Annotated in this window: 27 protein-coding genes; 11 read left to right on the forward strand and 16 right to left on the reverse strand. The window is 69.4% G+C overall.

Going from position 1 to position 25,716, the window contains the following annotated elements:
- Positions 1 to 90 precede the first annotated feature (90 nt).
- The 6 genes from era to ACWESM_RS22855 all read right to left on the reverse strand — a co-directional run bounded on the left by era (position 91) and on the right by ACWESM_RS22855 (position 5,480).
- A complete protein-coding gene (gene era / locus ACWESM_RS22830) occupies positions 91 to 1,008 on the reverse strand; it encodes a GTPase Era (protein ID WP_355072447.1) in 918 nt (305 codons plus the stop codon).
- The gene (locus ACWESM_RS22835) at positions 1,001 to 1,387 is read right to left on the reverse strand and encodes a cytidine deaminase (RefSeq protein ID WP_355072445.1); all 387 of its coding nucleotides are present in this window, start codon (positions 1,385 to 1,387) and stop codon (positions 1,001 to 1,003) included. The genes era and ACWESM_RS22835 overlap by 8 nt, the downstream gene beginning before the upstream one ends.
- Positions 1,384 to 2,748 carry a hemolysin family protein gene (locus ACWESM_RS22840; RefSeq protein ID WP_355072443.1) on the reverse strand — a complete coding sequence of 455 codons (1,365 nt, stop codon included), beginning with the start codon at positions 2,746 to 2,748 and terminating at the stop codon, positions 1,384 to 1,386. Before ACWESM_RS22840 ends, ACWESM_RS22835 begins: the two co-directional genes overlap by 4 nt.
- Positions 2,745 to 3,299 carry an rRNA maturation RNase YbeY gene (gene ybeY / locus ACWESM_RS22845; RefSeq protein ID WP_195077616.1) on the reverse strand — a complete coding sequence of 185 codons (555 nt, stop codon included), beginning with the start codon at positions 3,297 to 3,299 and terminating at the stop codon, positions 2,745 to 2,747. Before ybeY ends, ACWESM_RS22840 begins: the two co-directional genes overlap by 4 nt.
- A gap of 62 nt (positions 3,300 to 3,361) precedes the next feature.
- Positions 3,362 to 4,423, reverse strand: coding sequence for a PhoH family protein (locus tag ACWESM_RS22850; RefSeq protein ID WP_195077925.1), 1,062 nt, complete (start codon positions 4,421 to 4,423; stop codon positions 3,362 to 3,364).
- 154 nt (positions 4,424 to 4,577) lie between these two features.
- Positions 4,578 to 5,480: a LysR family transcriptional regulator gene (locus ACWESM_RS22855; RefSeq protein ID WP_355072441.1), complete on the reverse strand. Its 903-nt coding sequence runs from the start codon at positions 5,478 to 5,480 to the stop codon at positions 4,578 to 4,580.
- Positions 5,481 to 5,580: 100 nt separating this feature from the next.
- On the opposite strand from ACWESM_RS22855, the gene ACWESM_RS22860 reads away from it, so the two are divergent.
- Positions 5,581 to 6,867: an MFS transporter gene (locus tag ACWESM_RS22860; RefSeq protein WP_452493580.1), complete on the forward strand. Its 1,287-nt coding sequence runs from the start codon at positions 5,581 to 5,583 to the stop codon at positions 6,865 to 6,867.
- Here ACWESM_RS22860 and ACWESM_RS22865 read toward each other — a convergent pair.
- The 5 genes from ACWESM_RS22865 to ACWESM_RS22885 form a co-directional block, all read right to left on the reverse strand.
- Positions 6,779 to 7,519, reverse strand: coding sequence for a 16S rRNA (uracil(1498)-N(3))-methyltransferase (locus ACWESM_RS22865; protein WP_364438830.1), 741 nt, complete (start codon positions 7,517 to 7,519; stop codon positions 6,779 to 6,781). The genes ACWESM_RS22860 and ACWESM_RS22865 overlap by 89 nt on opposite strands.
- Positions 7,520 to 8,671, reverse strand: a complete 1,152-nt coding sequence (gene dnaJ / locus ACWESM_RS22870; protein WP_355072435.1) for a molecular chaperone DnaJ — start codon at positions 8,669 to 8,671, stop codon at positions 7,520 to 7,522.
- A gap of 139 nt (positions 8,672 to 8,810) precedes the next feature.
- Complete coding sequence (gene hrcA / locus ACWESM_RS22875; protein WP_355072433.1) at positions 8,811 to 9,842, reverse strand: heat-inducible transcriptional repressor HrcA; 1,032 nt, start codon at positions 9,840 to 9,842, stop codon at positions 8,811 to 8,813.
- 163 nt (positions 9,843 to 10,005) lie between these two features.
- Positions 10,006 to 10,809, reverse strand: coding sequence for an alpha/beta fold hydrolase (locus ACWESM_RS22880; protein ID WP_364438835.1), 804 nt, complete (start codon positions 10,807 to 10,809; stop codon positions 10,006 to 10,008).
- 14 nt (positions 10,810 to 10,823) lie between these two features.
- Positions 10,824 to 11,645: an alpha/beta fold hydrolase gene (locus ACWESM_RS22885; protein ID WP_355072429.1), complete on the reverse strand. Its 822-nt coding sequence runs from the start codon at positions 11,643 to 11,645 to the stop codon at positions 10,824 to 10,826.
- Between the two features lie 189 nt (positions 11,646 to 11,834).
- Between ACWESM_RS22885 and ACWESM_RS22890 the strand changes: the two genes are divergently transcribed.
- Positions 11,835 to 12,794, forward strand: coding sequence for a helix-turn-helix domain-containing protein (locus tag ACWESM_RS22890; protein ID WP_364438840.1), 960 nt, complete (start codon positions 11,835 to 11,837; stop codon positions 12,792 to 12,794).
- 3 nt (positions 12,795 to 12,797) lie between these two features.
- Here the strand turns inward: ACWESM_RS22890 and ACWESM_RS22895 are convergent, their stop codons facing one another.
- The 3 genes from ACWESM_RS22895 to ACWESM_RS22905 all read right to left on the reverse strand — a co-directional run bounded on the left by ACWESM_RS22895 (position 12,798) and on the right by ACWESM_RS22905 (position 14,789).
- Positions 12,798 to 13,007: a hypothetical protein gene (locus tag ACWESM_RS22895; protein WP_355072425.1), complete on the reverse strand. Its 210-nt coding sequence runs from the start codon at positions 13,005 to 13,007 to the stop codon at positions 12,798 to 12,800.
- A 105-nt stretch (positions 13,008 to 13,112) separates the two neighbouring features.
- A complete protein-coding gene (gene hemW / locus ACWESM_RS22900; protein ID WP_452493583.1) occupies positions 13,113 to 14,321 on the reverse strand; it encodes a radical SAM family heme chaperone HemW in 1,209 nt (402 codons plus the stop codon).
- Positions 14,322 to 14,381: 60 nt separating this feature from the next.
- Positions 14,382 to 14,789, reverse strand: a complete 408-nt coding sequence (locus ACWESM_RS22905) for an SgcJ/EcaC family oxidoreductase (RefSeq protein WP_355072423.1) — start codon at positions 14,787 to 14,789, stop codon at positions 14,382 to 14,384.
- Between the two features lie 213 nt (positions 14,790 to 15,002).
- Here ACWESM_RS22905 and ACWESM_RS22910 point away from each other — a divergent pair, with 213 nt between their 5' ends.
- The 7 genes from ACWESM_RS22910 to ACWESM_RS22940 all read left to right on the forward strand — a co-directional run bounded on the left by ACWESM_RS22910 (position 15,003) and on the right by ACWESM_RS22940 (position 21,608).
- Positions 15,003 to 15,095 (forward strand): Ms4527A family Cys-rich leader peptide, encoded by a 93-nt coding sequence (locus tag ACWESM_RS22910; RefSeq protein ID WP_350356343.1) that lies wholly within the window; start codon positions 15,003 to 15,005, stop codon positions 15,093 to 15,095.
- 125 nt (positions 15,096 to 15,220) lie between these two features.
- Positions 15,221 to 17,035 (forward strand): nitrite/sulfite reductase, encoded by a 1,815-nt coding sequence (locus ACWESM_RS22915; RefSeq protein WP_364438848.1) that lies wholly within the window; start codon positions 15,221 to 15,223, stop codon positions 17,033 to 17,035.
- 20 nt (positions 17,036 to 17,055) lie between these two features.
- Positions 17,056 to 17,772 carry a phosphoadenylyl-sulfate reductase gene (locus tag ACWESM_RS22920; protein WP_452493584.1) on the forward strand — a complete coding sequence of 239 codons (717 nt, stop codon included), beginning with the start codon at positions 17,056 to 17,058 and terminating at the stop codon, positions 17,770 to 17,772.
- A complete protein-coding gene (cysD, locus tag ACWESM_RS22925; RefSeq protein ID WP_364438852.1) occupies positions 17,769 to 18,701 on the forward strand; it encodes a sulfate adenylyltransferase subunit CysD in 933 nt (310 codons plus the stop codon). Before ACWESM_RS22920 ends, cysD begins: the two co-directional genes overlap by 4 nt.
- Position 18,702: 1 nt before the next feature.
- Complete coding sequence (locus ACWESM_RS22930) at positions 18,703 to 19,998, forward strand: sulfate adenylyltransferase subunit 1 (RefSeq protein ID WP_355072416.1); 1,296 nt, start codon at positions 18,703 to 18,705, stop codon at positions 19,996 to 19,998.
- Between the two features lies 1 nt (position 19,999).
- Positions 20,000 to 20,854 carry a sirohydrochlorin chelatase gene (locus ACWESM_RS22935; RefSeq protein WP_364438856.1) on the forward strand — a complete coding sequence of 285 codons (855 nt, stop codon included), beginning with the start codon at positions 20,000 to 20,002 and terminating at the stop codon, positions 20,852 to 20,854.
- A gap of 67 nt (positions 20,855 to 20,921) precedes the next feature.
- The gene (locus ACWESM_RS22940) at positions 20,922 to 21,608 is read left to right on the forward strand and encodes a hypothetical protein (protein ID WP_355072412.1); all 687 of its coding nucleotides are present in this window, start codon (positions 20,922 to 20,924) and stop codon (positions 21,606 to 21,608) included.
- Here the strand turns inward: ACWESM_RS22940 and ACWESM_RS22945 are convergent.
- Positions 21,605 to 22,237: a TetR/AcrR family transcriptional regulator gene (locus ACWESM_RS22945; RefSeq protein WP_364432096.1), complete on the reverse strand. Its 633-nt coding sequence runs from the start codon at positions 22,235 to 22,237 to the stop codon at positions 21,605 to 21,607. The two genes, ACWESM_RS22940 and ACWESM_RS22945, sit on opposite strands and share 4 nt — an antisense overlap.
- A 100-nt stretch (positions 22,238 to 22,337) precedes the next feature.
- Between ACWESM_RS22945 and ACWESM_RS22950 the strand changes: the two genes are divergently transcribed.
- Together ACWESM_RS22950 and ACWESM_RS22955 are read left to right on the forward strand one after the other, a co-directional pair.
- Positions 22,338 to 23,750 carry an MFS transporter gene (locus ACWESM_RS22950; protein WP_379254715.1) on the forward strand — a complete coding sequence of 471 codons (1,413 nt, stop codon included), beginning with the start codon at positions 22,338 to 22,340 and terminating at the stop codon, positions 23,748 to 23,750.
- An 8-nt stretch (positions 23,751 to 23,758) separates the two neighbouring features.
- The gene (locus ACWESM_RS22955) at positions 23,759 to 24,442 is read left to right on the forward strand and encodes an SGNH/GDSL hydrolase family protein (RefSeq protein ID WP_452493587.1); all 684 of its coding nucleotides are present in this window, start codon (positions 23,759 to 23,761) and stop codon (positions 24,440 to 24,442) included.
- A gap of 250 nt (positions 24,443 to 24,692) precedes the next feature.
- Here the strand turns inward: ACWESM_RS22955 and ACWESM_RS22960 are convergent, their stop codons facing one another.
- The gene (locus ACWESM_RS22960; RefSeq protein WP_397277329.1) at positions 24,693 to 25,661 is read right to left on the reverse strand and encodes a helix-turn-helix transcriptional regulator; all 969 of its coding nucleotides are present in this window, start codon (positions 25,659 to 25,661) and stop codon (positions 24,693 to 24,695) included.
- Between the last annotated feature and the right edge of the window lie 55 nt (positions 25,662 to 25,716).

A 25,716-nucleotide genomic window follows, 5' to 3' on the forward strand; every position in this document is an offset into this window, starting at 1 on the left:
ACACGGAATCATCGGCAGCCGACCGGACGCCCCACGCCAACGAAGACGCCTCCAAGACTTCCACGCACGCCCCAGCGACGCCCGAACCGGTCAGAAACCCAGTTTGCCCAGCTGTTTCGGGTCGCGCTGCCAGTCCTTGGCCACCTTCACGTGCAAATTCAAGTAGATCCGGGTGCCGAGGATGTGTTCGATCTGCTTGCGGGCGTTGGTGCCGACCTCTTTCAGCCGGGAACCGCCCTTGCCGATGACAATGGCCTTCTGGCTGGGCCGCTCGACGTAGAGCAAGGCGTGCACGTCGAGCATGTCCTCGCGCTCCTCGTAGGGCAGGACCTCCTCGATGACGACGGCCAGCGAGTGCGGCAACTCGTCGCGCACACCCTCGAGCGCGGCCTCGCGAATGAGCTCGGCCATCAACGTTTCCTCGGGCTCGTCGGTGAGCTCGCCGTCGGGGTAGAAAGCCGGGCCCTCCGGCATCTTCGAGGCGATGACGTCGACGAGGACTTCCACCTGCTCACCCTTGACCGCCGACACCGGCACCACGTCGGCCTCGGGGCCGAGCAACTGGGCCACGGCGAGCAATTGCTCCGCGATCTGCTCGCGGCTCACCTTGTCGATCTTGGTGACCACGCCGAGCAGCGTCGTCTTCGGCGCCATCTGCTTGATCTGCTGCACGATCCAGCGGTCACCCGGACCGATCTTCTCGTCGGCCGGGATGCACAGCGCGATCACGTCGACTTCCGAATACGTATCGCGCACAAGGTCGTTGAGGCGCTGGCCGAGCAAGGTGCGCGGGCGGTGCAAGCCCGGTGTGTCGACCAGGATCAGCTGGGCGTGCTCGCGGTGCACGATGCCGCGAATCGTGTGCCTGGTGGTCTGCGGGCGCGACGAGGTGATCGCGATCTTCGCGCCGACCAGGGCGTTGGTCAAGGTCGACTTGCCGGTGTTCGGCCGACCGACGAAACAGACGAACCCGGAACGGAATTCGCCCTTCTCCCGCGCGTCAGCCACCGCGGACCTCGCCGGAGTCGGCGCTCACCGCGTCGGCCGCGTCGGCGGAGTCGTCGACGATCTCGAACACCGCGCCGTCACGATCGGTGAAGATGATCCGCGCCTCCGCCGAAACCTCCCGCACCGCCGTCACACCGAAGTCGGACAACCGCCCGCCGACCACCACGGCCGCCTCGAAGCCCTCCGCGCCGCTGGACAACGCCGCGGCCACGGCGGCTTGCAGCGCCGTCAACCGCAGCGCGGTCAGCGTGACCTCGCCCGCGGCGTAGGTGCGACCATCGGTATCGCGGATCGCGGCTCCACTCGCCCCTCCGGTGCGACCGAGCGCACCACGGGCCAGCGTGACCAGCTTGTTGTCCTCGGCGTCCAGTTCGGTCATTCGGTGTCTCCGTCCTCGTCGCGATCGGCCGCGATATCCCGCTCCGATCCGTTCGCCTTGCGCTTGCCATTGGGATTGTCCCCGTTGGTCTTCCCCGCGGGGACCTTCTCGCGCGCTTTGCGTACCACCACGGTGTTCACCCGCATCCGGCCGCGCGCGTCCGGTCCGCCTTCACCGCGCAGCACCAACCCGTGCGCCTCGATCTTCGAACCGGGCAGCGGCACCCGGCCCAGCTCGTGCGCGAGCAGGCCGCCGACGGTGTCGACGTCCTCCTCCTCGATCTCCAATCCGAACAGCTCGCCGAGATCCTCCACCGGCAGCCGGGCCGACACGCGGTAGCGCCCGTCGCCGAGATCCTCGACGGGCGGGGTCTCGTCGACGTCGTACTCGTCGGCGATCTCTCCGACGATCTCCTCCAGCACGTCCTCGATGGTCACCAGACCCGCGATGCCGCCGTACTCGTCCACCAGCAACGCCATGTGGTTGCGCCTGCGTTGCATCTCGTCGAGCAGGCTGTCCAGCGGTTTGGAGTCGGGCATGAACACCGCGGGACGCATCACCTCACGCACCCGTACCTTGCGGCTGCGTTCGGCGAACGGCACGAGGTCTTTCAGATACACCACGCCGCGAATGTCGTCGACGTTCTCGCCGACCACCGGGATCCGCGAATGCCCGGAACGCACCGCCAGCGACATGGCCTGCGCCGCGGTCTTGTCCGCTTCGATCCAGACCATCTCCGTGCGCGGCACCATCACCGCACGCGCCGCTGTGTCGCCGAGTTCGAAAACCGACTGGATCATCCGCCGTTCGTCGTCGGCCACCACTCCGCGCTCACCGGCCATCTCGACCACTTCGCGCAACTCGATCTCGGAAGCGAAGGGCCCGTTGCGAAAACCCTTACCGGGGGTGATCGCGTTACCGATGAGGATCAGCAGCCTGCTGATCGGGCCGAGCAGCGCGCCGATGAACTGCAGGGGCAGGGCCGCGGCCAGGGCGATGGAATACGCGTGCTGCCTGCCCAGCGTGCGCGGGCCGACACCGATCACCACGTAGGACACCAGCACCATCACAAGCGCGGTGATCAGCAGCGCCCAGTTCCTGCCCCAGACCGTCATCAGTCCCGCTGCCAGCAGCACCGTCGCGCCGATCTCGCACAGGATGCGAAGCAGCACCATGAGATTCACGTAGCGGGCCCGGTCGTCGACGACCCGGCTCAGCCGCACGGCGCCGGGCCGGTCGGCTCGCACCAAGTCCTCGACGCGGGCGGGCGAGATCGTGTTCAGGGCGGAATCGACCCCGGCGAAGACCCCACCCACGGAGATGAGCAGGACCGCGAGCAGGACGAGGGTCAGGGCATTCACGCGGGACCCAGGGACTCACCCGGTGTGGTGAAACCCGCCTTACCCAGCAACCGCGCGTCGCGTTCGGCCAGTTCGGCGCGCCGCTGCGCCTCCCGCAGGCTCTCGTACCACTCCTCGAGCAGCCTGGCCTGCAACGCGAACATCTCCTTCTCCTCGTCCGGCTCGGCGTGGTCGTAGCCGAGCAGGTGCAGCACGCCGTGCACGGTGAGCAGAGCGAGTTCGTGATCCAGGGAGTGCCCCGCCTTACGGGCCTGACCGGCGGCGAACTCCGGGCACAGCACGATGTCGCCGAGCATGGATGGGCCTGGTTCGGGGCTGTCGGGCCGCCCGCCCGGCTCGAGTTCGTCCATGGGGAAGGACATGACGTCGGTCGGGCCGGGTAGGTCCATCCAGCGCATGTGCAGGTCGGCCATGGTGTCGAGATCGACGAGCACCATCGACAGCTCCGCGGCGGGGTGCACGTCCATCCGGGCGATCACGAACCGCGCGACGCTGACCAGCTCTTCTTCGGGCACGTCGATACCCGACTCGTTGGCGATCTCGATACTCACCCGAACAGCCTACGATCCCGTCGATCGTGTCGGCGGAGCGGAGCCCCGCCCGGCGAGACGAGTTACCGCCGGTCCGCCCGGCTCGCCGCGCGGCGCTGCGCTCGGTTGCCGCCGTAATGCGGGGCGACCTGCGGACGCGACTGGGCCTCGAAGCGGTCGTAGGCGTCGACGATGTCCGAGACCAGCCGGTGGCGAACCACGTCGCTACTGGTCAGCTCCGCGAAGTGGATGTCCTCGATCTCGGTGAGGATCTCGCTGGCGGCGCGCAGACCGGACCGGGCGCCGGTCGGCAGATCGACCTGCGTCACGTCACCGGTCACCACGATCTTCGAGCCGAACCCGAGGCGGGTGAGGAACATCTTCATCTGCTCGGCGGTGGTGTTCTGCGCCTCGTCGAGGATGATGAAGGAGTCGTTCAGCGTGCGTCCGCGCATGTAGGCCAGCGGCGCGACCTCGATGACACCGGCCGCCATCAACTTGGGAATGGCCTCCGGGTCCATCATGTCGTGCAGTGCGTCGTAGAGCGGGCGCAGGTACGGGTCGATCTTCTCGTTCAGCGTGCCGGGCAGGAAGCCGAGCCGCTCGCCCGCCTCGACCGCGGGGCGGGTGAGGATGATCCGGTTGACCTGCTTGGTCTGCAGCGCCTGGACCGCCTTGGCCATCGCCAGATAGGTCTTGCCGGTACCGGCGGGACCGATGCCGAACACGATGGTGTTCGCGTCGATCGCGTCGACGTAGCGCTTCTGGTTCAGCGTCTTGGGCCGGATGGTCTTGCCCCGCCGAGACAGGATGTCCAGGCTGAGCACCTCCGCGGGGGACTCGCTGGAGCCCTCGGTGAGCATCGAAACGGTGTGCCGCACCGCCTCGGGCGTCACCACGCGGTTGCGCCCGGTCAGCGCGACCAGCTGCTCGATGACCCGCTCGGCGAGCGCGACGTCGGCCGCCTTGCCGGTGAGGGTCACGGAATTCCCGCGGACGTGGATGTCCGCGTCGAGCAGCGTCTCCAGTTCGCGAAGATTCTGGTCGGCCGAACCGAGGAAGGGGAACACGGATTCAGGAGCGAGTTCGATGCTCGAGCGCACGGTGCGCGCTGCGGGACCCGAACCGTTGTCGCCGGCGCCGATGCCTGCCGCTGGGGTGGTGGGGTCGCCGATCTCGCCTTGTGTTCTCAAAAGTGGCTATAGCCTGCTTTCCGGTCTCGACTGCTGCTGTATGGAGAAAGTTTAACCCGCCCCACCGACACCGCCCAGTGAATAAGCCGTGGGCAAAACCGGCCCCTCACGGGATTCCCCCACGTCGCCGCGCCCAATCCTCGGCGAAATCACGAAAGCGTCGCACCGCGTCGGGTGGTGTGGTAGCGGCGGGCCAGATCAGCCCGACCGCGCGCGCGGCGCCCGCGTCCGCGAGCGGGACCGTCACCGGGCCGGACAGCGGGCCCGCGGACAGCGGATCTTCGCGCGGCAGGATCGCCACCCCCAACCCCGCCGAGACCAGCCCGGCCACCGTGACGAGATCGCTCGACTCGAACGCGATCCGCGGCCGGATGTCCGCGGCGGCGCACAGTTCGTCGAAGATGCGCCGCATCCCGAATCCGTGGTGCATGGTGACGAACTCCGCGTCGGCCACCTCCGCGAGGCGGACCTGCCGCCGTCCGGCCAACCGGTGTTCCGGCGGCACCGCGAGTACCAGCGGCTGTCGCAGCACGGCGCGCCAGCCAACGCCTGCGACGGCCGGGCGCGGCGAGACGATGCCCAGATCGCTTTCACCCGCGAGCACTCGCTCGGTCACCGCGGCTGCCGCTCCCTGCCACAGCGTGATCGTGATCCGGCCGGAGATGCGCCGGAAGCCGCTGATCAGCTGCGGCACCAGCGAGCCGCCGAAAGAGTGCTGGAACGACAGCCGCACGACGCCCCCGGCCGGGTTGGCCCGATCGGCGAGGACCTGTTCCGCCGCGTCCAGCTCGGATTGCGCGCGGCGGGCGTGCTCGTAGTAGATGCGACCGTATTCGTTCAGGACGATCCGCTTCCCGTGCCGGTCGAACAGTTCGACTCCCACCCTGCGCTCCAAGCGAGCCAGCATGCGCGACAACGTCGGCTGCGCCAGGTGCAACCGCTCCGCGGCGGCGCCGACCCGTTCGAGTTCGGCGAGTGTCGTGAACCACTCCAGATCCTCACCAAGCACTGCCCGACCTCTCTATATGCGCTCGGGGAATGAACTCACTTCTCATTATTCATTTCCTTCCGGAAAACCGCCTGGCGATGCTGGACGAAAGGAGGACCCGATGACCACGACACGGATCGAAGCGGCGAGGGACGTCGCCCACGAACGCAGGATCACCATCGCGCTGTTCGCGGCCGGTCTGACGACATTCGCCTCGATGTACAGCGCCCAGGCACTGCTGCCGAGTCTCTCGGCCGCGTTCGGCGCGACGCCCGCGCTGGCGGCACTGGCGGTGTCGCTCACCACCGGGTTCCTCGCGCTGGCCATCATCCCGGTGAGCGCGCTCTCGTCGCGGATCGGCCGGACCAAGGTGATGATCGGTTCCGCCGTCGCGGCGGCGGTGCTCGGACTGCTGCTGCCGCTGAGCCCTTCGCTGGATCTGCTGCTGGCCGGACGCGCGCTGCAAGGCATCGCGCTGGCCGGTGTGCCCGCGGTGGCGATGGCCTATCTGGCAGAGGAGATCGGCGGGGACGGGCTGGGCGCCGCGATGGGCATCTACGTCGCGGGTACCACTATCGGCGGGCTGGCCGGGCGGTTGATCCCGGCGTTCACGTTGGACGTGGCGTCCTGGCGGTGGGCGCAGGCGGTGGCCTCGATCGCCGCCGCGGCCTGCACCGTGTGGTTCGTCCGCCTGCTGCCGCCCTCGCGCGGCTTCGTGCCTCGCCCCGCCGGAATCCGGACGGTCCTCGGCGACCTCGGCAGCCCCTTGCGTCACCGCGGACTGCTCGCTCTGTTCGGACTGGCGTTCGTGCTGATGGGCGGGTTCGTCTCGATGTACAACTATCTCGGCTACCGGCTGACCAGCGCGCCCTTCGGGCTCCCGGAAGCACTGGTGGGGCTGGTGTTCGTGCTCTATCTGGCCGGAACGGCGGCCTCGGCGGCATCCGGCCTGCTGACCGATCGGATCGGCCGATCCTGGGTGCTCGCGATGTCGCTGGCCGTCATGGCGATCGGGCTCCTGGTGACGATTCCCGACCACATCGGCACCGTTTTGCTCGGCGTATTGCTCTTCACCGCGGGTTTCTTCGGGGCGCACACCGCGGCGAGCGCGTGGGTGGGGGCGATGGCCGAAGGCAACCGGGGCGCGGCGTCGTCGCTGTATCTGTTCGCCTACTACCTCGGCAGCGCGCTCGTCGGCGGAACGGCGGGCATCGCCTACGCCCGCTCCGGGTGGCTCGGGCTGGTCTGCGGCATCGGATCGCTGATGGTCATCGCGGCACTGCTGCTGTGGGTATCGCATCGGGCGTCGACGCGAGACCTCACCAACGCGGCGTCAGTGCGCCGAGCGCCCCGAGAGCGACCGCTGCCGCGGTGGATGTACGCAGCACGGTCGGGCCGAGCAAGGTGATGTCCGCGCCCGCTTCGGCCAACGCCGTGAGCTCGGCGTCGTCCAGCCCGCCTTCCGGACCCACGACGAGGACGATTTCGGCGGCCTCGGCGAAGGGCAATTCGGTGAAACGGGCGGCGCCGGATTCGTGCAGCGCCGCGACGATCGCACCGCGGGCCTTCGCCGTGCGGACCAGATCCAGCAAGTCCTGGGTGCGGTGCAGGTCGGCGACTTGCGGAATGTAGGCCCGGCGGGACTGCCTGGCGGCCGAGCGGGCCGCGGCCCGCCACTTCTCGACTCCCTTGGCCGCCTTGCCCTCCCAGTTCGCGACGCAGCGCGCGGCCTGCCAGGGAACGACGACGTCCGCGCCCGCCTCCGTCATCAGCTCGACCGCCAGTTCCGAGCGATCGGATTTCGGCAGCGCCTGCACGACGGTCACCGGCGGCGTCTGAGGTGCCGCGAGCACCCGCTCGCGCACCGCGAGCTCGAGCCGGTCGCGTTGCGCGGCAACGACTTCCGATGCGGCCAGTACCCCGCGCCCGTCGGAGAGGGTGATCGGCTCGCCGACCCGGATGCGGCGCACCGTGGCGGCGTGCCTGCCCTCCGGGCCGTCGAGCACCGCGACCGCGCCCGGCTCGGGCACCTCGTCGAGGTAGAAGACCGTCGCGGCCACCTAGCGCCCGCTGAAAGACGCGCGCAGTCGCGCGAACAGGCCACTGTTGTGCTCGGATTGCGCCGACATCACTTCGGCGCGTTCCCGCTCGCGCAGTCCCTTGTATTTGCGCAGCAGTTCGGTCTGCTTGCTGTCCAGCTTGGCCGGGATCACGATGTCCAGATGCGCCAGCAGGTCGCCGCGCGCGCTCGAGCGCAGCCGCGGCATGCCGTGCCCGCGCAGCACCGAGATCTCGCCGGGCTGGGTGCCCGCCGGAATACTCAACTCGGTCGGGCCGTCCAGGATGGTGTCGATCACGACGGTGGTGCCGAGCGCCGCGTCCACCATCGGCACCCGGATGGTGCAGTGCAGATCGTCCCCGTCCCGGACGAACACGTCGTGCGGCTGCTCCACGATCTCGACGTAGAGGTCGCCCGCGTGACCGCCGCCGGGGCCGACCTCGCCCTGCGCGGCCAGCCGCACCCGCATGCCGTTCGCGACGCCCGCGGGGATCGGGGCCGCGATCTCGCGGCGCGCCCGCACCCGGCCGTCACCACCGCATTTGTGGCACGGGTCCGGGATGGTTTCGCCCGCGCCGCGGCAGGTGGGGCACGGGCGCGAGGTCAGCACCTGGCCGAGGAAGGACCGCTGCACGGACTGGACCTCACCCGCGCCGCCGCAGGTTTCGCAGCGCACCGGCTTGGACTTGCCGTTGGTACCGGAGCCCTGGCAGATATCGCACAGGATCGCGGTGTCCACGGTCAGGTGCTTGGTCACGCCGACCGCGCACTCGGCCAAGCTGAGCCGGGTGCGGATCAGCGAGTCGGCGCCGGGCTGGACTCGACCGCGCGGCTTGCGCGCACCGGCCGATCCGCTCATGCCGCCGAAGAACGCCTCGAACACGTCGCCGAGCCCGCCGAAGCCCGCGCCGTTGAATCCGGCCCCACCACCGCCGGATTCCAGCGGGTCGCCGCCCATGTCGACGATGCGCCGCTTCTCCGGATCCGACAGCACCTCGTAGGCGGCCGACACTTCCTTGAACTTGGCCTGCGCCGCCTCGTCGGGGTTGACGTCGGGGTGGAGCTCACGCGCCAGCTTGCGGTATGCCCGCTTGATCTCCTGGTCGGTCGCGTTCTTCGCGACGCCGAGCAGTCCGTAGTAGTCCCGTGCCACTTGAGTTCTCTAGTCCTTGGTCGTTCTCGACAGTGCCGCCGGTGCCCGCGCCGCTGTGAAGCGCGCCGACAACAGCATTAGTCTTGTGCACTCAACTTTATCCGGCCGAAAGATCGAGCGTAGCAGTGGCGTCGTCGCGTCAGCGCTCGGCGAGGACCTCGCCGATGTATCGGGCGACGGCCGCCACCGATGCGATCGTGCCCGGGTAGTCCATCCGGGTGGGCCCGAGCACCCCCATACCGCCGAGCACGGCGCCCGCCGCGCCGTAGCCGGTCGACACCACCGACGTGCCGCGCATCTGCTCGACCTGCGTCTCTTCTCCGATCCGCACCGTCACCGTCCCCGGTTGCTGGGCCGCGGCGAGCAGCTTGAGCACGATCACCTGCTCCTCGAGCGCCTCCAAAACCGAACGCAGCGAGCCGGGGAAACCGAAGTCGGCGGCGTTGCGGGTGAGGTTGGCGGTGCCGCCGAGCACCAATCGCTCCTCCGGGTGCTCCACCAGGGTCTCCACCAGCACCGTGGACACCCGCACCAGCACGTCGCGCAGCCGCAACGGAGCGTGCTCGGGCAGCTCGGCCACCGCCGCGGAGGCCGCGGCCAGGCGTTTGCCGTCCATCGCGCCGCCGAGCATGCCGCGCAGCGCGGCCAGATCCTCGTCGTCGACCAGCGCGCCGAGCTCCACCAGGCGCTGGTCGACCCGGCCGGTGTCGGTGATCACCACCAGCAGCAGGCGGGCGGGATTGAGCGCCACCACCTCGATGTGCCGCACCGTGGACGCCGACACCGTCGGGTACTGCACGACGGCGACCTGCCTGGTCAGCTGAGCGAGCAAGCGGACGCCCCGGCGCAGCACGTCGTCGAGGTCGACGCCGGACTCCAGGAACTCGAGGATCGCCCTGCGCTCCGCCGAGGACAGCGGCTTCACCTCGGAGATCCGGTCCACGAACTGCCGGTAGCCCTTGTCGGTGGGGATGCGGCCGGAACTCGTGTGCGGCTGGGTGATGTAGCCCTCGGCCTCGAGCACCGCCATGTCGTTGCGCACCGTCGCGCTGGAAACACCCAGGTTGTGCCGCTCGACCAGCGTCTTCGACCCGATCGGCTCCTTGGTCGCGACATAGTCCGCGACGATGGCGCGCAAGACCTCGAAGCGCCGATCCTCGGTGCTCGACATCGGCCGCACCTCCTCGCTCTCGTCTCCCGTCACGCCGTACCCGGCGCCGACGTCCCGTGACCGCCGCACATCGCGGGCCGACCACGGTTCGTCCGTCGATCCAGTCTAATTGTCGGTAACCGGATCTCTCGCCTGCAACGGGACGTGACGAGCGGCGCGACGCTCAGCGCGGAACGGCGGCGTCGATCACCGCGGCCACGGCGTCGGGCCGGGAGACCAGCGAGGCGTGCGAGGCCTCGATCTCACCGGTTCGAGCCGCCATGCGCTGGGCCATGAAGCGCTGGGAGGACGGCGGGATGACCCGGTCGTCGGCGGAGACCAGATACCAACTCGGAGTGCCGGACCACGCGGGCGGCCCGGACGGTTCCAGATTGGCCTTCACGGCGATGGAGCGCTGATGGACGATCATGTCGGCCGTGGTCTCCGGGCCGACGTCCTGGGCGAAGACGTCATGGAAGCTGGCGGGTGCGACATACGCGTCCAGGTTCTTCCCGGCGACACCCGTGACGTCGTCGACGAGCTTCACCTGCAGCGCGGGCGGCAGCAGCTGGCTGCCCGGGAAGCGGATCGGGTCGAGCTCGGCCTGCGCCACCTCGCCTTCCACCGGCGCGAAAGCCGCGATGTACACCAGCGATTCGACCTTCGGATCGTGCACGTTGCTGATCACGAAGCCGCCGTAGGAGTGCCCCGCCAGCACGACGGGACCGCTGATCGTGTCCAGCGTGCGCTGCACGGCGGCCGCGTCGTAGGCAGGCCCGCGCAGCGGATTCTCCGGCGTCACCACGCGGTAGCCGCGCTCGCGCAGCACGGCAGCGACACCGTCCCAGCTGGTGGTGTCGGCGAAGGCGCCGTGCACGAGCACGACGGTGGGCAGCGATTGCGCTCGCGCCGGCCCGGCCGCTGTGGTGGCGGCGAGCAGGAGGGCCAGCGCGGCCACAGCACGGCGCAGGTAGCGTTTGTTCGGCATCGGGTCTCGGCTCCTCAGCTCTTCAGGAAGTTCAGCAGATCGGCGTCGAACGCCTTCTCGTAGTCGCCGCACAGGCCGTGCGGAGCGCCGGGGTACACCTTCAACTCGGCCCTCGGAAGCAATTTCGCCGTCTTGGCGCCCGCGGCGGCGAGCGGCACGATCTGGTCGTCGTCGCCGTGCGCCACCAGCACCGGGATCTCGATGCTCGGCAGCTCGGCGGTGAAATCGGTCTCGGAGAACGCCTTGACGCAGTCGAACGCGCCCTCGAGCCCCACCTGCATGCCCATCAGCCAGAAGTGGTCGCGCAGTCCTTGTGAGACCTTCGATCCGGTGCGGTTGGCGCCGTAGAACGGGATCGCCAGATCCTTCCAGAACTGCGAGCGGTCGGCGGCCACGCCCGCGCGGATGTCGTCGAACGCCTCGATCGGCGTCCCTTCCGGATTGCTCGCGGTCTTCAGCATCAACGGCGGGACCGCGCCGAGCAGCACCGCCTTGACCACCCGCGAGGTGCCGTGCCGGGACAGATACCTGGTCACCTCGCCGCCGCCGGTCGAGTGCCCGACCAGAATCGCGTCCTTGATGTCCAGCTCGTTCAGCACCGCGGCGAGGTCGTCGGCGTAGTGGTCCATGTCGTGCCCGTCCCACACGTCGCTCGAGCGTCCGTGCGCGCGCCGATCGTGGGCGATGGCGCGATAGCCGTTGCTCGCCACCAGTTTCATCTGGTTGTCCCAGGCGTCCCCGTTCAGCGGCCAGCCGTGGCTGAACACCACCGGACGTCCGGCACCCCAGTCCTTGTAGTAGATCTCGACGCCATCGGTGGTGGTGATCGTCGGCATGACAGTTCCCTTCGATCTGGACGGATGTCGGGTGAACCGGGGATCGATCTTGGTCGACCGACAGCGTATGACGGGCGGCCGCCGGAGAAACGACTCTGCGTGCACGATCGTCGGCTCAGAATGCACGGCCCGGTCGGCGGGTTCCATGCGAGGATTGCCGAATCTGTCTCATTTGCGACGGAGGCTGTGATGACGGTCGTGTTCAATTCGGACACCATCGCGCCGCGCGAGCGGGCGGACGCGGTGGCCGCGGCAGTACAAGAGGCATCGGTCCCGTCCCATGTCGTGCTGGACGGGCCGGACGAGCGTGTGCACGCCACGTTCGACGTGTGGTGGTTCGGCGAGGCGCGCATCGTGCGTGCCAGCACCTCGGGCATCCAGCTGATCCGGACGCCGAAGCAGGTCAGGACCTCCCCCGCGCCGGTACTGGCGGTCGCGGTGCAGCAGGCGGGCGACGGACGGTACGAGCAGGGCGACGTCCGTCGCGTCGTGCGACCGGGCGATCTGCACGTCATGGATCTGAACGCGCCCTACGACTTCAGCCGGCGCGGCGACGGGGCGTCGACCTGCCTGCACGTGCCGCTCGATCAGCTCGGCCTGCCCGCCGATCTGATCGGTCAGGCCGCCGCCAGAGTGCAGGACAGCCCGCACTACCGGCTGGTGGCCAACCACATCGTCCAACTGACCGCCGACGCGGACGCGCTCAGCGCCGACCCCGCGGCCGCCCTGTCGGGTTGCGCCAGCATCGAGCTGATCCGGGCACTGTTGTTGTCGGCGTGCGCCGACGACGGCTCCGTCGTCCCCTCCGACATCCTGCTGTCCCGGATTCGCGCCTATATCCGGCGCAATCTGGCGGATCCTGGTCTCGGCGCGGAACAGATCGCCAAGGCGCACAACATGTCGGTCCGGCAGCTCTACAAGATCTACGCGAACACGGAGTGCAGCCTCGAGCAGGGAATCATCAGCCAGCGTCTCGAGCGGGTACACGGCGATCTGACTCGTCCGGACCAGAAACATCGGACGATCGCGATGATCGCGCGCCGCTGGGGCTTCCGCGATCCGTCACATTTCGCCCGGCGCTTCCGCGCCGCCTACGGGCTCACGCCACGGGAATGGCGCAGCACCGCCCTCGCCCCGGACGAGGCGTAATGGTCAGCCGCAGGTTTTCGCCTGTTTGCCCGCGAGCGCATCGAGACCGAGCATCGCCAGCAGCGACTCGCAGTCGGCGGCGTTCTCCGCGTAGCTGGCGACAGTGCGGGCGGCGACTGCGCACTGGCGCGCGTTTTCCGCTTTCTCCGCTGCTCGCGCCTCCGCGAACTCGCCTGGTTCATGGATAAGGGTCATACGTGGTGCCGAAGCCATGAGTCTCCTTGGGGTTGATCGCAGACTACGCGGCCGGTGCGCACCGAGTTACCGGAACGAGACATAAAGTGCATCGCGTTGACCCGACCGTGATCCGGCACGGGATCAGTCGAGCAGTTCACGGACGACGCCGTCCGCGAGCAGACGGCCGCGGTCGGTGAGGACGAGCCGGTCGTCCGCGGTGCGCACGGCGAGGCCGTCGGCGACCACGCGATCGACGGCGGTGCGCGCGGAGGACGCCAGCTCGGCCAGCGGCAGGCCGGTGCGCAGCCGGACGGCGAGCATGACCCGCTCGGTGTAGCGCTCGTCCGCGCTCAGCGCCTCCCAGCCCGCGGCGGGCAGCCCGCCCGCGCCGACTCGATCGGCGTATCGAGCGGGGTGCTTCACGTTCCACCACCGCACGCCGCCGACATGACTGTGCGCGCCCGGTCCTGCGCCGAGCCAGTCGCCGCCGTCCCAGTAACCGAGGTTGTGCCTGCAGACCGCGGCGTCGCCCACGGCCCAGTTCGACACCTCGTACCACCCGAATCCGGCCGAGCGCAGTCGGGCGTCGATGCGCTCGTAACGTGCGGCGAGCACGTCGTCGTCCGGCGCGGGCAACTCGCCGCGGCGCACCCGCCTGGCCAGCGCGGTGCCGTCCTCCACGATCAGCGAATACGCCGATACGTGGTCGACGCCCGCGCCGAGCACCGCGTCCAGGCTGGCGTCCAGATCGACATCGCGCTCACCCGGTGTTCCGTAGATCAGATCGAGGTTGACGTGCTCGAATCCAGCGGCGCGCGCCTCCAGCGCGGCGGCCACCGCGCGGCCGGGGGTGTGCGTGCGATCGAGCACTTTCAACACGTGCGCCGCGGCGGACTGCATGCCCAGCGACACCCTGGTGAACCCGGCCGCCCGGATGCGCTCGAAGAATTCCGGCGAGGTGGATTCCGGATTGGACTCCGTGGTGACCTCGGCCCCGGCAGCGAAGGTGAATTCGGCACGCACGGCGTCCAGCACCGCGGCGAGCCCGTCGCCGCCCAGCAGGGAGGGCGTCCCTCCGCCGACGAAGACGGTGGAGACTTCCGGCGTCGCGGTGGGCAACGCCGCGAACTGTTGCGCGGCGGTCGCCAGCTCGCCGCGCAACGCCGCCAGCCACGACTGCGGCGAGGCCGAACTGCCGAGCTCCCCCGCGGTGTAGGTGTTGAAGTCGCAGTAGCCGCACCGCGTGGCGCAGAACGGCACGTGCACGTAGATCCCGAACGGACCGTCGCCGAAGTCGCGTAGCACCGGCGCGGAAGTGTCGGTACTCGCGGTAGCGGCGGAAGAACTCACCTGTCCAGTGTGAACGTCGCCGCGACCGCGCCGACGGCCGGGACTCCGCTACCGGGCCCTTCAGTCCGCCACGACCGGAGTGTTCTGGTTCGCGGTGAGCAACCAGCGGCCGTCCTCCTTGGACATCACGTACATCGGGCTGCCTTCGCTCTCCAGAACGCCCGCGTCGGTGAAATAGCGCTGGCGGACCTTCACCGCCGCCACGTCCGGGCGGATGAACAGCACGTGCTCGACCTCGTAGGTCGCCGTGCCGTGTGCGGTGGCCCCGGGCAGCACCTGCGCGGTGAACTCCGCGATGGCCGCCCGTCCGAAGAGACGTTTGCCGTGTCCGGTGGTCCAGATCGCGTCCTCCCGGAACAGCGCGACGAATTCGTCGACGAGCTCGTTGCGCTGGGCGTGCTGGACGCTCGCGACCACCGCGCGGATGGCTTCGAGCTCGCCGGTGGCGTCGACAGTTGTGGTACTCATGACGCCGAGCGTCCAACCTCCACTTCGCTCGAGGTCAAGCGAGGTGCGCAGTGTCACAGACGGCGCGGTCGCCGTATCACGCGCCTGGTTGGGGCTCGCGACTATGACTGCCGTCACAAACTGGGTCGAACGTCCAGGGGATTTCCCGCAGATTCACGGGAAATACCAGACGCAGGGTCGGAAGGCCATCGCTGACGTGGCACAATAGGCCGCATGCGCGCTTTGGAGATTCGACTGGTGGCCCGTCGCCACGTCGATTACAAGCGCGTCTGTAGCGCCTGCTGTCTGCCCGGTTCCCTCCGGTAGTTCAGCGCGCCCGATCCCCGGGTCCCCGGCGATCCCGACTTCATCGGCCCGCTGACACCGCAGGCGTGAGTCAGCCCCTCGCGCCCCTCAGCAGGATGTACCACCCACCCCGCAGGAGCGACCCCATGACGTCGAGCACCGACGCCGGTCCGACCGATCAGCCCACGCCCGAATCCCAGCCGGAGCGCCGCGCGCGCCCCGAACGCCCGGCCTCCGAACGCCGGGTCCGCCCGGATCGGCCGCGTCCCGAGGCGACCACGACCGGACCGCGCGTGCGCACCGGCAAGCCCGTGCGCCGCAAGGCCGAGGGTCAGTGGGCGCTGGGTTACCGCGAGCCGCTGAACCCGAACGAGCAGTCCAAGAAGGACGACAACCCCCTCAACGTCCGCGCCCGCATCGAGAACATCTACGCCAAGACCGGCTTCGACGGCATCGACAAAGGCGACCTGCGCGGCCGGTTCCGCTGGTGGGGTCTGTACACCCAGCGCGAGCAGGGCTACGACGGCACCTGGACCGGTGACGAGAACATCGATCTGCTCGAAGCCAAGTACTTCATGATGCGCATCCGCTGCGACGGCGGCGCGCTGAACCTCGCGCAACTGCGCACGCTGGGCGGGATCTCCACCGAGTTCGCCCGCGACACCGCGGATCTGTCCGACCGGGAGAACGTGCAGTACCACTGGATCGAGGTGGAGAACGTCCCGGAGATCTGGAAGCGGATCGAGGCGGTCGGCCTGAAGACCACCGAGGCGTGCGGCGACTGCCCGCGCGTGGTGCTCGGGTCTCCGCTGGCCGGCGAGTCGCTGGACGAGGTCATCGACCCGACGCCCGCGATCGAGGAGATCGTGCGCCGCTACATCGGCAAGAAGGAGTACTCCAACCTGCCGCGCAAGTTCAAGACCGCGATCTCCGGCCAGCAGGACGTGGTGCACGAGATCAACGACGTCGCGTTCGTCGGTGTCGTGCATCCCGAGCACGGCCCCGGTCTGGACCTGTGGGTCGGCGGCGGGCTGTCCACCAACCCGATGCTCGCCAAGCGGGTGGGCGTGTGGGTGCCGCTGGACGAGGTGCCGGACGTATGGGAAGCCGTCGTATCGGTGTTCCGCGACTACGGCTACCGCCGCCTGCGCACCAAGGCGCGCCTGAAGTTCCTGATCAAGGACTGGGGCGTCGAGAAGTTCCGCCAGGTGCTGGAGGACGAGTACCTGAAGCGCAAGCTGATCGACGGCCCCGCGCCCGAGCAGCCGACCAAGCCGATCGACCACGTCGGCGTGCAGCGGCTGCGCAACGGACTCAACGCGGTCGGCTTCTCCCCCATCGCGGGCCGGGTGTCGGGCACCGTCCTGACCAAGGTCGCCGACGCGGTCGAGCGGATCGGCTCCGATCGTGTCCGGTTCACCCCGTACCAGAAGCTGATCGTGCTCGACGTTCCCGACGACAAGGTCGACGCGCTGATCGACGAGCTGGAACCCCTCGGCCTGCAGGCGCGGCCCTCGCTCTGGCGGCGGAATCTGATGGCCTGCACCGGTATCGAATTCTGCAAACTCTCCTTCGCCGAGACGCGCAAGCGCTCCCAGGCGCTGGTGCCGGAGCTGGAGGAACGGCTGGCGGATCTGAACGCGCAGCTGGACGTCCCGATCACGATCAACATCAACGGTTGCCCGAACTCCTGCGCCCGCTCGCAGATCGCCGACATCGGGTTCAAGGGCCAGCTGGTCGACGACGGCACCGGGAATCAGGTGGAGGGATTCCAGGTTCACCTCGGCGGCAGCCTCGGCTTCGACAGCGCGTTCGGGCGCAAGCTGCGCCAGCACAAAGTGACCACCGGGGAACTCGGCGACTACATCGACCGGGTGGTGCGCAACTTCGTCAAGCAACGTTCGGACGGCGAACGGTTCGCCCAGTGGGCGGTCCGCGCCGACGAGGCCGACCTGAGATAAGTGTCGACGGGAGATCAATTGTGACAACCGAACTCGCGGAAAAGCTGTCCGAGGACCAGCTCCGCGCCATCGCCGCGCGCGGCGCCGCCGAACTCGACGGCGCCTCGGCGACCGAACTCCTGCGGTGGACCGAGGACACCTTCGGCACGAACTACATCGTGGCCTCCAACATGCAGGACGGCGTGCTGGTGCACCTGGCCGCGGGCGTGCGCGCCGGCGTCGACGTGCTCTTCCTGGACACCGGCTACCACTTCGCCGAGACCATCGGCACCCGGGACGCGGTGGAGGCCGTGTACGGGGTGAACGTGGTCAACGTCCGGCCGGAACACTCCGTTGCCGAACAGGATCGGCTGCTGGGCAAGGATCTGTTCGCCCGCGAGCCCAACGAGTGCTGCCGGTTGCGCAAGGTCGTCCCGTTGCAGAAGTCGCTCGCGGGCTACAACGCCTGGGTCACCGGCATCCGCCGGGTGGAGGCGCCGACCCGGGCGAACGCACCGCTGATCTCCTTCGACGAGGCGTTCGGCCTGGTGAAGATCAACCCGATCGCGCTGTGGTCCGACGACGAGATGCAGGACTACATCGAAAAGCACGGCATCCTCGTCAATCCCCTGGTGGAGGAGGGGTATCCGTCCATCGGCTGCGCTCCGTGCACACGGAAGCCGGAGCCGGGAGCCGATCCGAGAAGCGGCCGTTGGGCCGGCCTCGCCAAGACCGAATGCGGGTTGCACCAATCATGACTGAAACGATTCGTAGCGAACGTTCGCTCGGTATCACCGATTTCGATACTCTCGCCGCGCTGGAATCCGAGGCGATCCACATCTTCCGCGAGGTGGCGGGCGAGTTCGAACGGCCGGTGATCCTGTTCTCCGGCGGCAAGGACTCCACCGTGCTGCTGCATCTTGCGCTCAAGGCGTTCTGGCCCGCGCCGCTGCCGTTCGCGCTGCTGCACGTGGACACCGGGCACAACCTGCCCGAGGTGCTGGAGTTCCGGGACAAGGTGGTCGAGCGCTACGGCTTGCGCCTGCACGTGGCGAAGGTGGAGGACTACCTGGCCGACGGCAGGCTCACCGAGCGCCCCGACGGCATCCGCAACCCGCTGCAGACCGTCCCGCTGCTGGACGCGATCAGCGAGCATCGGTTCGACGCCGTGTTCGGCGGCGGCCGTCGCGACGAGGAGCGCTCGCGCGCCAAGGAGCGGATCTTCTCGCTGCGCAACGCCTTCGGCCAGTGGGACCCGAAGCGGCAGCGTCCCGAGCTGTGGAACCTGTACAACGGGCGCCACGCGCCGGGCGAGCACGTGCGCGTGTTCCCCCTGAGCAACTGGACCGAGCTGGACATCTGGCGCTATATCGCCCGCGAGGACATCGATCTGGCGAGCATCTACTACGCGCACGAGCGTCCGGTGTACCTGCGCGACGGCATGTGGATGACGCCGGGCGTGTGGGGCGGCCCGCGTGAAAACGAGGTGCTGGAGACCAGGTCGGTGCGGTACCGCACCGTGGGCGACGGATCCTCCACCGGCGCCGTGCTTTCCGACGCGGCCGACAACGAGGCGATCCTCGCCGAGGTCGCCGCGTCCCGACTGACCGAACGTGGTGCGACCCGCGGCGACGACCGCGTCTCCGAAGCCGCGATGGAAGACCGCAAACGAGAGGGTTATTTCTGACATGTCCGACCTATTGAGGCTGGCCACCGCCGGTTCTGTCGACGACGGCAAGTCCACTCTGGTCGGACGCCTGCTCTACGACACGAAATCCGTTCTGGCCGACCAGATCGACGCCGTCACCCGCGCGTCGGTGGACAAAGGTCTCGCCACCCCGGATCTCTCGCTGCTCGTGGACGGGTTGCGCGCGGAACGCGAACAGGGCATCACCATCGATGTCGCCTACCGCTACTTCGCCACTCCGCGCCGCTCATTCGTGCTCGCGGACACCCCCGGGCACGTGCAGTACACCCGCAACACCGTGTCCGGCGCGTCCACCGCGCAGCTGGTGATCCTGCTCGTCGACGCGCGCAAGGGCGTCATCGAGCAGACCCGCAGGCACGCCGCCGTGCTCGCGCTGCTCGGTGTGCCGAAGCTGGTGCTCGCGGTGAACAAGATCGATCTGGTGGACGACGCCGCCGCGGTGTTCGCCGCCATCTCCGCGGAGTTCAACGAACTCACCAGCACGCTGGGCTGGTCGAGCGAGGACGTGCTGGAGATCCCGGTCTCGGCACTGCACGGCGACAACATCGCCACCCGGTCGGACAACACCCCGTATTACGACGGGCCGTCGCTGATCGAGCACCTGGAATCGGTGCCGGTCGACGCCGACAGCACCGGCGATCACGAGCTGGGCCTGCGGTTCCCGGTGCAGTACGTGATCCGGCCGCGCACCGCCGAGCACCCGGACTACCGCGGCTACGCGGGACAGATCGCGGCGGGCGCGGTCGCTCCCGGCGACGAGGTCGTGGTGCTGCCGTCGGGCATCCGCACGACTGTGGAGCGGATCGACACCCCCGACGGCGAGCTCGCGGTGGCGCAGGCCGGACGCAGCGTCACGCTGATCCTGGCCGACGAGGTCGACATCTCGCGGGGCGACATCATCGCCGCGGCCGCCGACGCGCCCGAGCCGATCGACACCTTCGACGCCACGGTGTGCTGGCTGGGTGACAAGCCGCTGCGCCCCGGTGCGCGGCTGCTGCTCAAGCACGGCACCCGGACCACCCAGGCGATCGTCGGCGCGCTGCTGGAGCGCTTCGACGAGCAGCGCCTCGCGGCCGACCCGAACCCGGAGTCGCTGGAGCTCAACGACATCGGGCGCATCTCGGTGCGAGTCGCCGAGCCGATCGCGGCCGACGACTACCGAGCCAACCGGCACACCGGCAGCTTCCTGCTGATCGATCCGGCGGGCGGCAACACGCTGGCGGCCGGTCTGGTCGGTGACGTGCTGACCGCCGTCGAGGTCGGCACCGGGGCCTGACATGGCGGTGTCGCGAGCCCTGTTCGGCGCCCCGCCGGTCCTGGGCGCTGTCGCCCCGGCGGGCGGTCCGGGCTGCGCGACTTCCCGGATCGCCCCCGGGCTCGACGGCAGCCCGGCGCGACCGCCCGCGCTGATCGCGGTGGCCCACGGCAGCCGCGATCCGCGGTCGGCGGCAACCGTCGCGGAGGTGGTCGGCGCCGTCGCCGCCGCTCGTCCGGACCTCGACGTCAGGACGGCGTTCCTCGATCTCACCGCCCCGTCGGTCGAACAGGTGGTGGATGCCGTCGCCGCCGACGGGCACACGCACGCGGTGGTGACGCCGCTGCTGCTCGGCAGCGCCTTCCACGCCAGGGTCGATCTGCCCGGCCTGCTCGCCGCGGCCCGCGCCCGCCATCTCGGGCTGCGCCTGACCCAAGCCGACGTGCTCGGCGTGGACGCCGGACTGGTCGGTGCGCTGCGCGACCGTGTCCTCGCCGCCGGCGCCGGGCACCGCTTCGCGGATCGGTGCCTCGGCGTCGCGGTCGCGGCGGTCGGATCGTCGTCGGCGGCGGCCAACGCCCGGACCGCCGAGGTGGCCACCCGCCTGGCCGCCCGCACCGGCTGGCGCACCGAGATCTGCTTCGCGACCACCGAACCGCCGGTCACCGAGGCGATTTCGCGACTGCACGCTCGCGGCGCCGAGCACGTGCTGGTCGCTCCCTGGTTCCTCGCACCCGGATTACTGACCGATCGCCTCGTCGACGCGGCGCCGGAGGCGATCCACGCCGATGTGCTCGGCGCGCATCCGGCCCTCACCGAGGTCATCCTGGATCGCTATCACGCGGTGATCGCGGACACTCGCGCGCTCTCGGCCTGACCGGGCGTTCGCGGCGGTTCCCGGGCGGGCGTGCCCGCGTGACGCTGTCGCGTGCTAGGAACGTGGCATGGCCGAGTCGTTCCGCACCACCTCCTGCGCCAGCCACGGACATCCCGAGTTCACCATTCTCTTCACCGAGCCGCGGCTGCCCGGCATGGAGAACTGGCTGCTGTCGTATCTGGAGTCCACCGTCGCGGCGGGCACGCGCTACCACCCCGGCGAAACGATTCAGATCGGCTGGAATCTGGTCCGGGTGCGCGGCCGCGACGACGGCACACTGGGCCTCGCCGAACGTACCGATGCGCAGACCTGGGCCGAGCAGATCGACCGCACCCTGCGGGATGTGTGGTACCAGCGCGAAGTGGCGGCCGGGGTCGGCCTCACCGATCGCCTCGACTTTCCCGGCGAGGACCAGCGGGCCACCATCTCGTCGTGCGGACTCGAATCACCGGTCCTGGTGCTGGCGCGCACGGAGCCGGACGACCCCGAGTCCTCCGGTTGGTCGGTGGAATGCTTCGAAGACCACGCGCACCGGTCGTCGTACTACACCACCCTGCTGGAACTGGCCACCGCCATGCCGTTCGCGGTGCAGTTCTTCGCCCTTCCGGTAGCGACCACGGTGCTGATCGAAAGCCCCGAGATCACGCCCACCGGCACCATCCGGCCGCACATCGTGGACGCCGAAGGCGTGGAACTGTCCCCGATCCCGGGTTCCTACCTGGACTACCTGGTCAACGGTTCACCGGCCGACTAGTCGCCCGGGCCGAGCAGATCCGCCACGAGGTGGCGCGCGGTAGTGACGCCCCACTCGTCACCCATCTGCCGCGCCGTGTGCGCCGCGGCGATCACCGCGTCCAGTTCGAACGCGACGGCGTCGGCGCTGCGCGCACCGAAATGGCCCTGGTCCTGCGCCCGGCGAATCTCCTTGGTCAGGAACGCGAGCCAGTCCCTGCGGTCTTCGGCGATGGCGTCACGCACGGGTCCCGGCCTGCTGTCGAACTCGGCGAGTGTCGCGACGCGGAAGCACCCGCCGGGGAATGCCGGGTCGGCCACCTGACCCAGCCAGCGCTCGACCAGGGCGCGCAGGCGCGGTAGTCCGGCCGGCTCGCTCAGGCTCGGCGTGATGACTTCGTCGATGAAGACCTGCCGCGCGGATTTCACCGCCGCGATCTGCAGGCTCTCCTTGCTGCCGAAAAGGGTGGCGATGCCGCTCTTGCTGAGCCCAAGGTCGGTGGCCAAGCGGCCGATGCTGAGGCCGGTGAGGCCCTCGACAGACGCCACGTCGGCGGCGTGGCGGGCGATCGACGCACGCGCCCGCGCGCCCTTGGCCAGGCGCTGATCGGTGCCGCGCGGCTGGTGGCGTGTGGTGACGGACTCGGTCATGAGGCCATTCTTCCACTTCACTATTGCACATACGAACGTATGGTCGTATTTTACTTGAACGAACGATCGTGCGTTTTGCATCCCCGACTAAGGACTTCCCATGACCGACGCGTCCGTGCGGCTCGACAGCCCACCGACCGCGACCGCGGCCACGCGCACCTTGCTGATCGCCTGCGGCGCCGCCTTCATCGCCTTTCTCGATCTCTCCGTCGTCAATATCGCCTTCCCGTCGATCGCCCGGGACTACCCCGGCACGGCGACCGCCACGCTGACCTGGGTCGTCAGCGGCTACGCGGTCGCTTTCGCCGCGTTGCTCACCCCGGCCGGACGTCTCGCCGACGCGCTCGGCCGCCGCAGGCTGTTCCTCGGCGCGCTGGCTGGTTTCGCCCTCACCTCCCTGCTGTGCGGGCTCGCCCCGACAGCGGGCTGGCTCATCGCGGGCCGGGTGCTGCAAGGCGGCGCCGCGGCGCTGATGGTGCCGTCCGCTCTCGGCTTGGTGCTCGCCGCCACGCCGCGGGAGAAGATCGGCGCGGCCATCGGAGCCTGGTCGGCCGCGGGCGGGTTCGCCGCTGTCGTCGGTCCCGCACTCGGTGGCGCGCTGGTCGAAGGATTCGACTGGCGGGCGGTTTTCGTCATCAACGTGCCGGTGGCACTGCTGCTCATCATGGCGGCGGCGCGCGTTCCGGCCCCCGACGACCGTCGATCCGGCGGTGCGCTGCCGGATCCGCTCGGCACCCTCGCGGTGGCGCTCGGGCTGGGCGGGCTGGTCGCGGGCGTCACCGAAGGGCAGCGCTGGGGGTGGACCTCGGCGGGGACACTGACCGCGCTGATCGGCGGCGGACTGCTGGTCGTGGCCGCCCTCATCCGTTCGGCGCGCCATCATGAACCCGCGATCGCCGTCGACCTGTGGCGCAGCAAGTCCTACGCTCTGGCCAACGCCACCTCGTTCGTCTTCGGCGCGGCCATGTTCGCCTGGCTGCTGTCGGGACCGCTGTTCCTGGACGCGATCTGGGACTACTCGGTGCTCGGCTCCGCAGGAGCCATGACCATCGGAGCGGTCGCGTCGATGGTGACGGCGACCGTCGCGGGCCGGATCGGCTCGGCGACGGCCAGGCGGTGGCTCGGCGTGCTCGGTGCGTTGATGTTCGTGGCGTGCACCGCGTGGATGAGCACGGATGCCTTCGGCGCCACTCCAGCCCTGTGGTCGGCGTGGATTCCGGCCGGTGTGCTCGGCGGCGGCGGCATCGGTTTCGTCGTCACGGTGCTGGGCACCGCGGCGGCCGGTGCCCTTCCGCCGCAGCAGTTCGCCGCAGGCACCGGCATGAATCTGACCGCGCGGCAAGTGGGCGGGGCGCTCGGCGTGGCCGTGCTCGCCGCCGTGTTCGCGGCGCGTCCCGACGATCCACTCGGCGCGTTCCACATCGTCTTCGCCGTGTGCGCGGGCATCGCCGCCGTGGCCGCTTGCCTGGCCGCGCTACCGGCCCGCACTCCGTCCTTCTCCGTCGACAACTAGGAATCAGCATGAGCGACAACAATATTCGTACCGAAGAGAACGATCCGCTGCTGCTGCCGCCCGCGGAACAGCGGCGTCTGCTCGCCGAAGCCCCGTGGCAGCGCTACGCGGTGCTCGGCGACTCCATCGCGCAGGGCGTCGGCGATCCGAGCCCGGGTTACGAATTCGCGGGCTGGGCCGACCGCGTCGCGGCCGTGCTCACTTCGGTTCGCCCGGATCTGGCTTACCTGAACACCGGCCGGATCGCCGCCACCTCCGCCCAGGTCATCGCCGAGCAGTTGCCCTCCGTACTCGAATTCCGGCCCGATCTCGTGCATCTCAGCTGCGGCGGCAACGACCTGTTCCTGCCGGGCGGCGACCTCGCCGAATTGCGTTCCAACCTGGACACGCTGTTCGGAACGCTGGCCCGCACCGGAGCGCGGATGGTGACCTTCACCCTCGCCGACGTCTGGGAAATCGAGCGCATGGCGCCGATGCGTCCGATGCGCGACCGGATGGCCGCGCTCAACGACCTGGTCCGCGAACTGGCCGCCCGCTACGACGCGCTCCTGCTTGAACTATGGGACCACCCGCTGCGCCTGCGGCCCGACCTTATGAGCGCCGACCTCATCCACTTCAGCATGAGCGGTCACGCCGTGCTCGCCTCGGACATGGTGCGCACGCTGGCCGGACATGTTCTCGTGTCGCGCTGATCCGACACGTGGCGGAGGCGCCGACGGTCGGGTGCCTCCACCACATCTCGAAAGGCGGACAACCGAGCGCAATGCGCTGCGGGCGCCGATCGAGGCGAACGACGCGACCGCTCCGTTCCAGGATCACGGCGGTATTCGAGGACGACACGCCCCGTCTCCGGCCAGGCCCTTGCGGGCAGCGACCGAACCCGGGTCCGCCGCGACGGCGGAGCAACCCGCGTTCGATGCCTGCGATCTACCCAGGACAGTGTCATGGTGCCGCGCCGGACCGGCCGTCCGATCCGTACCGTTCGACCAGTTCGGCGCCGAGGCTGGCCAATTCGGCGCGGACCTCGGGCGGGTCGAGGACCTCGATCGAGGCGCCCCAGCCCGCCAGCTGCTGGGCCAGCATCCAGGCGGTGGGAGCGGTGACGCGAACCTGGATGCGGCCGTCGGCAACCGGACCGTCCACAACGCAGTTCCGCCCCTGCTGGTCGTGCAGGATCGGCAACAGACGCTCGGAGATCAACACGGTGGCGGCGAGGGTCGCGCGCCGCTGCTCCATCTCCTCGACCACCTGTTCCCAAGCGCCGGCGAGATCGAAATCCGCTGGGCGATGCGCCGGTTCACCGGTGCAAGACGCCTCGGAGATCCGATCGACGCGAAAAGTCCGCCGGCCCCGCTCGGTTCCGGCTATCAGGTACCAGACACCGTCCTTGTCAGCCAGACCCCAGGGATCGACGAGACGCTCGGACCGCTTCCCGGTCCGGTTCGCATAGCGCAGCCGGACCTTTTCCCGCTGCACGACAGCGCGTTGCAGCAGCGACACCAGCGGGGGCAGCTCGCGATCCGTCGCACCCCAGCGCGCGGGATCGATCACCACCGCATCGGCCGCCGCCTCCGCTTCGCCGCGAAAGGTCTGCGGCAGCGCGCGCACCAGCTTGCGCAGCGCCGACTTGGCTTCCGGCACCGCGCCCGCGGAGGGACCCGCCAAGAGGAACAGCGCCCGCGCCTCGCCCGCCGTCAGCCCCGTCAGATCCGTGCGCGCACCGCCCACCAGCGACCAGCCGCCGCCACGCCCCGGCTGCGGATACACCGGCACCCCTGCGGCCGACAGCGCCTCGAGATCCCGGCGCGCGGTGGCGACCGAGGTCTCGAGCTCCGCCGCGACCTGCGCGGCCGTCACCCGTCCTCGGGTCTGCATCATCAGCAGGATCGCCACCAATCGGTCCGCTCGCATACGCACAATTCTGCCGTCAAAAGTGCTCATTCGGTGCGCACTTTTACTCGGATGA

The organism is Nocardia sp. NPDC003999 (assembly GCF_053604885.1).

Bases quoted from the DNA above. Each gene is read 5' to 3' on its own strand.
- ACWESM_RS22835 (WP_355072445.1), bottom strand. From the start codon at position 1,387: ATGACCGAACTGGACGCCGAGGACAACAAGCTGGTCACGCTGGCCCGT.
- ACWESM_RS22860 (WP_452493580.1), top strand. From the start codon at position 5,581: ATGACCACGACACGGATCGAAGCGGCGAGGGACGTCGCCCACGAACGC.
- hrcA (WP_355072433.1), bottom strand. From the start codon at position 9,842: ATGTCGAGCACCGAGGATCGGCGCTTCGAGGTCTTGCGCGCCATCGTC.
- ACWESM_RS22880 (WP_364438835.1), bottom strand. From the start codon at position 10,809: ATGCCGAACAAACGCTACCTGCGCCGTGCTGTGGCCGCGCTGGCCCTC.
- ACWESM_RS22885 (WP_355072429.1), bottom strand. From the start codon at position 11,645: ATGCCGACGATCACCACCACCGATGGCGTCGAGATCTACTACAAGGAC.
- ACWESM_RS22890 (WP_364438840.1), top strand. From the start codon at position 11,835: ATGACGGTCGTGTTCAATTCGGACACCATCGCGCCGCGCGAGCGGGCG.
- ACWESM_RS22895 (WP_355072425.1), bottom strand. From the start codon at position 13,007: ATGGCTTCGGCACCACGTATGACCCTTATCCATGAACCAGGCGAGTTC.
- ACWESM_RS22905 (WP_355072423.1), bottom strand. From the start codon at position 14,789: ATGAGTACCACAACTGTCGACGCCACCGGCGAGCTCGAAGCCATCCGC.
- ACWESM_RS22910 (WP_350356343.1), top strand. From the start codon at position 15,003: ATGCGCGCTTTGGAGATTCGACTGGTGGCCCGTCGCCACGTCGATTAC.
- ACWESM_RS22915 (WP_364438848.1), top strand. From the start codon at position 15,221: ATGACGTCGAGCACCGACGCCGGTCCGACCGATCAGCCCACGCCCGAA.
- cysD (WP_364438852.1), top strand. From the start codon at position 17,769: ATGACTGAAACGATTCGTAGCGAACGTTCGCTCGGTATCACCGATTTC.
- ACWESM_RS22930 (WP_355072416.1), top strand. From the start codon at position 18,703: ATGTCCGACCTATTGAGGCTGGCCACCGCCGGTTCTGTCGACGACGGC.
- ACWESM_RS22935 (WP_364438856.1), top strand. From the start codon at position 20,000: ATGGCGGTGTCGCGAGCCCTGTTCGGCGCCCCGCCGGTCCTGGGCGCT.
- ACWESM_RS22940 (WP_355072412.1), top strand. From the start codon at position 20,922: ATGGCCGAGTCGTTCCGCACCACCTCCTGCGCCAGCCACGGACATCCC.
- ACWESM_RS22945 (WP_364432096.1), bottom strand. From the start codon at position 22,237: ATGACCGAGTCCGTCACCACACGCCACCAGCCGCGCGGCACCGATCAG.
- ACWESM_RS22950 (WP_379254715.1), top strand. From the start codon at position 22,338: ATGACCGACGCGTCCGTGCGGCTCGACAGCCCACCGACCGCGACCGCG.
- ACWESM_RS22955 (WP_452493587.1), top strand. From the start codon at position 23,759: ATGAGCGACAACAATATTCGTACCGAAGAGAACGATCCGCTGCTGCTG.
- ACWESM_RS22960 (WP_397277329.1), bottom strand. From the start codon at position 25,661: ATGCGAGCGGACCGATTGGTGGCGATCCTGCTGATGATGCAGACCCGA.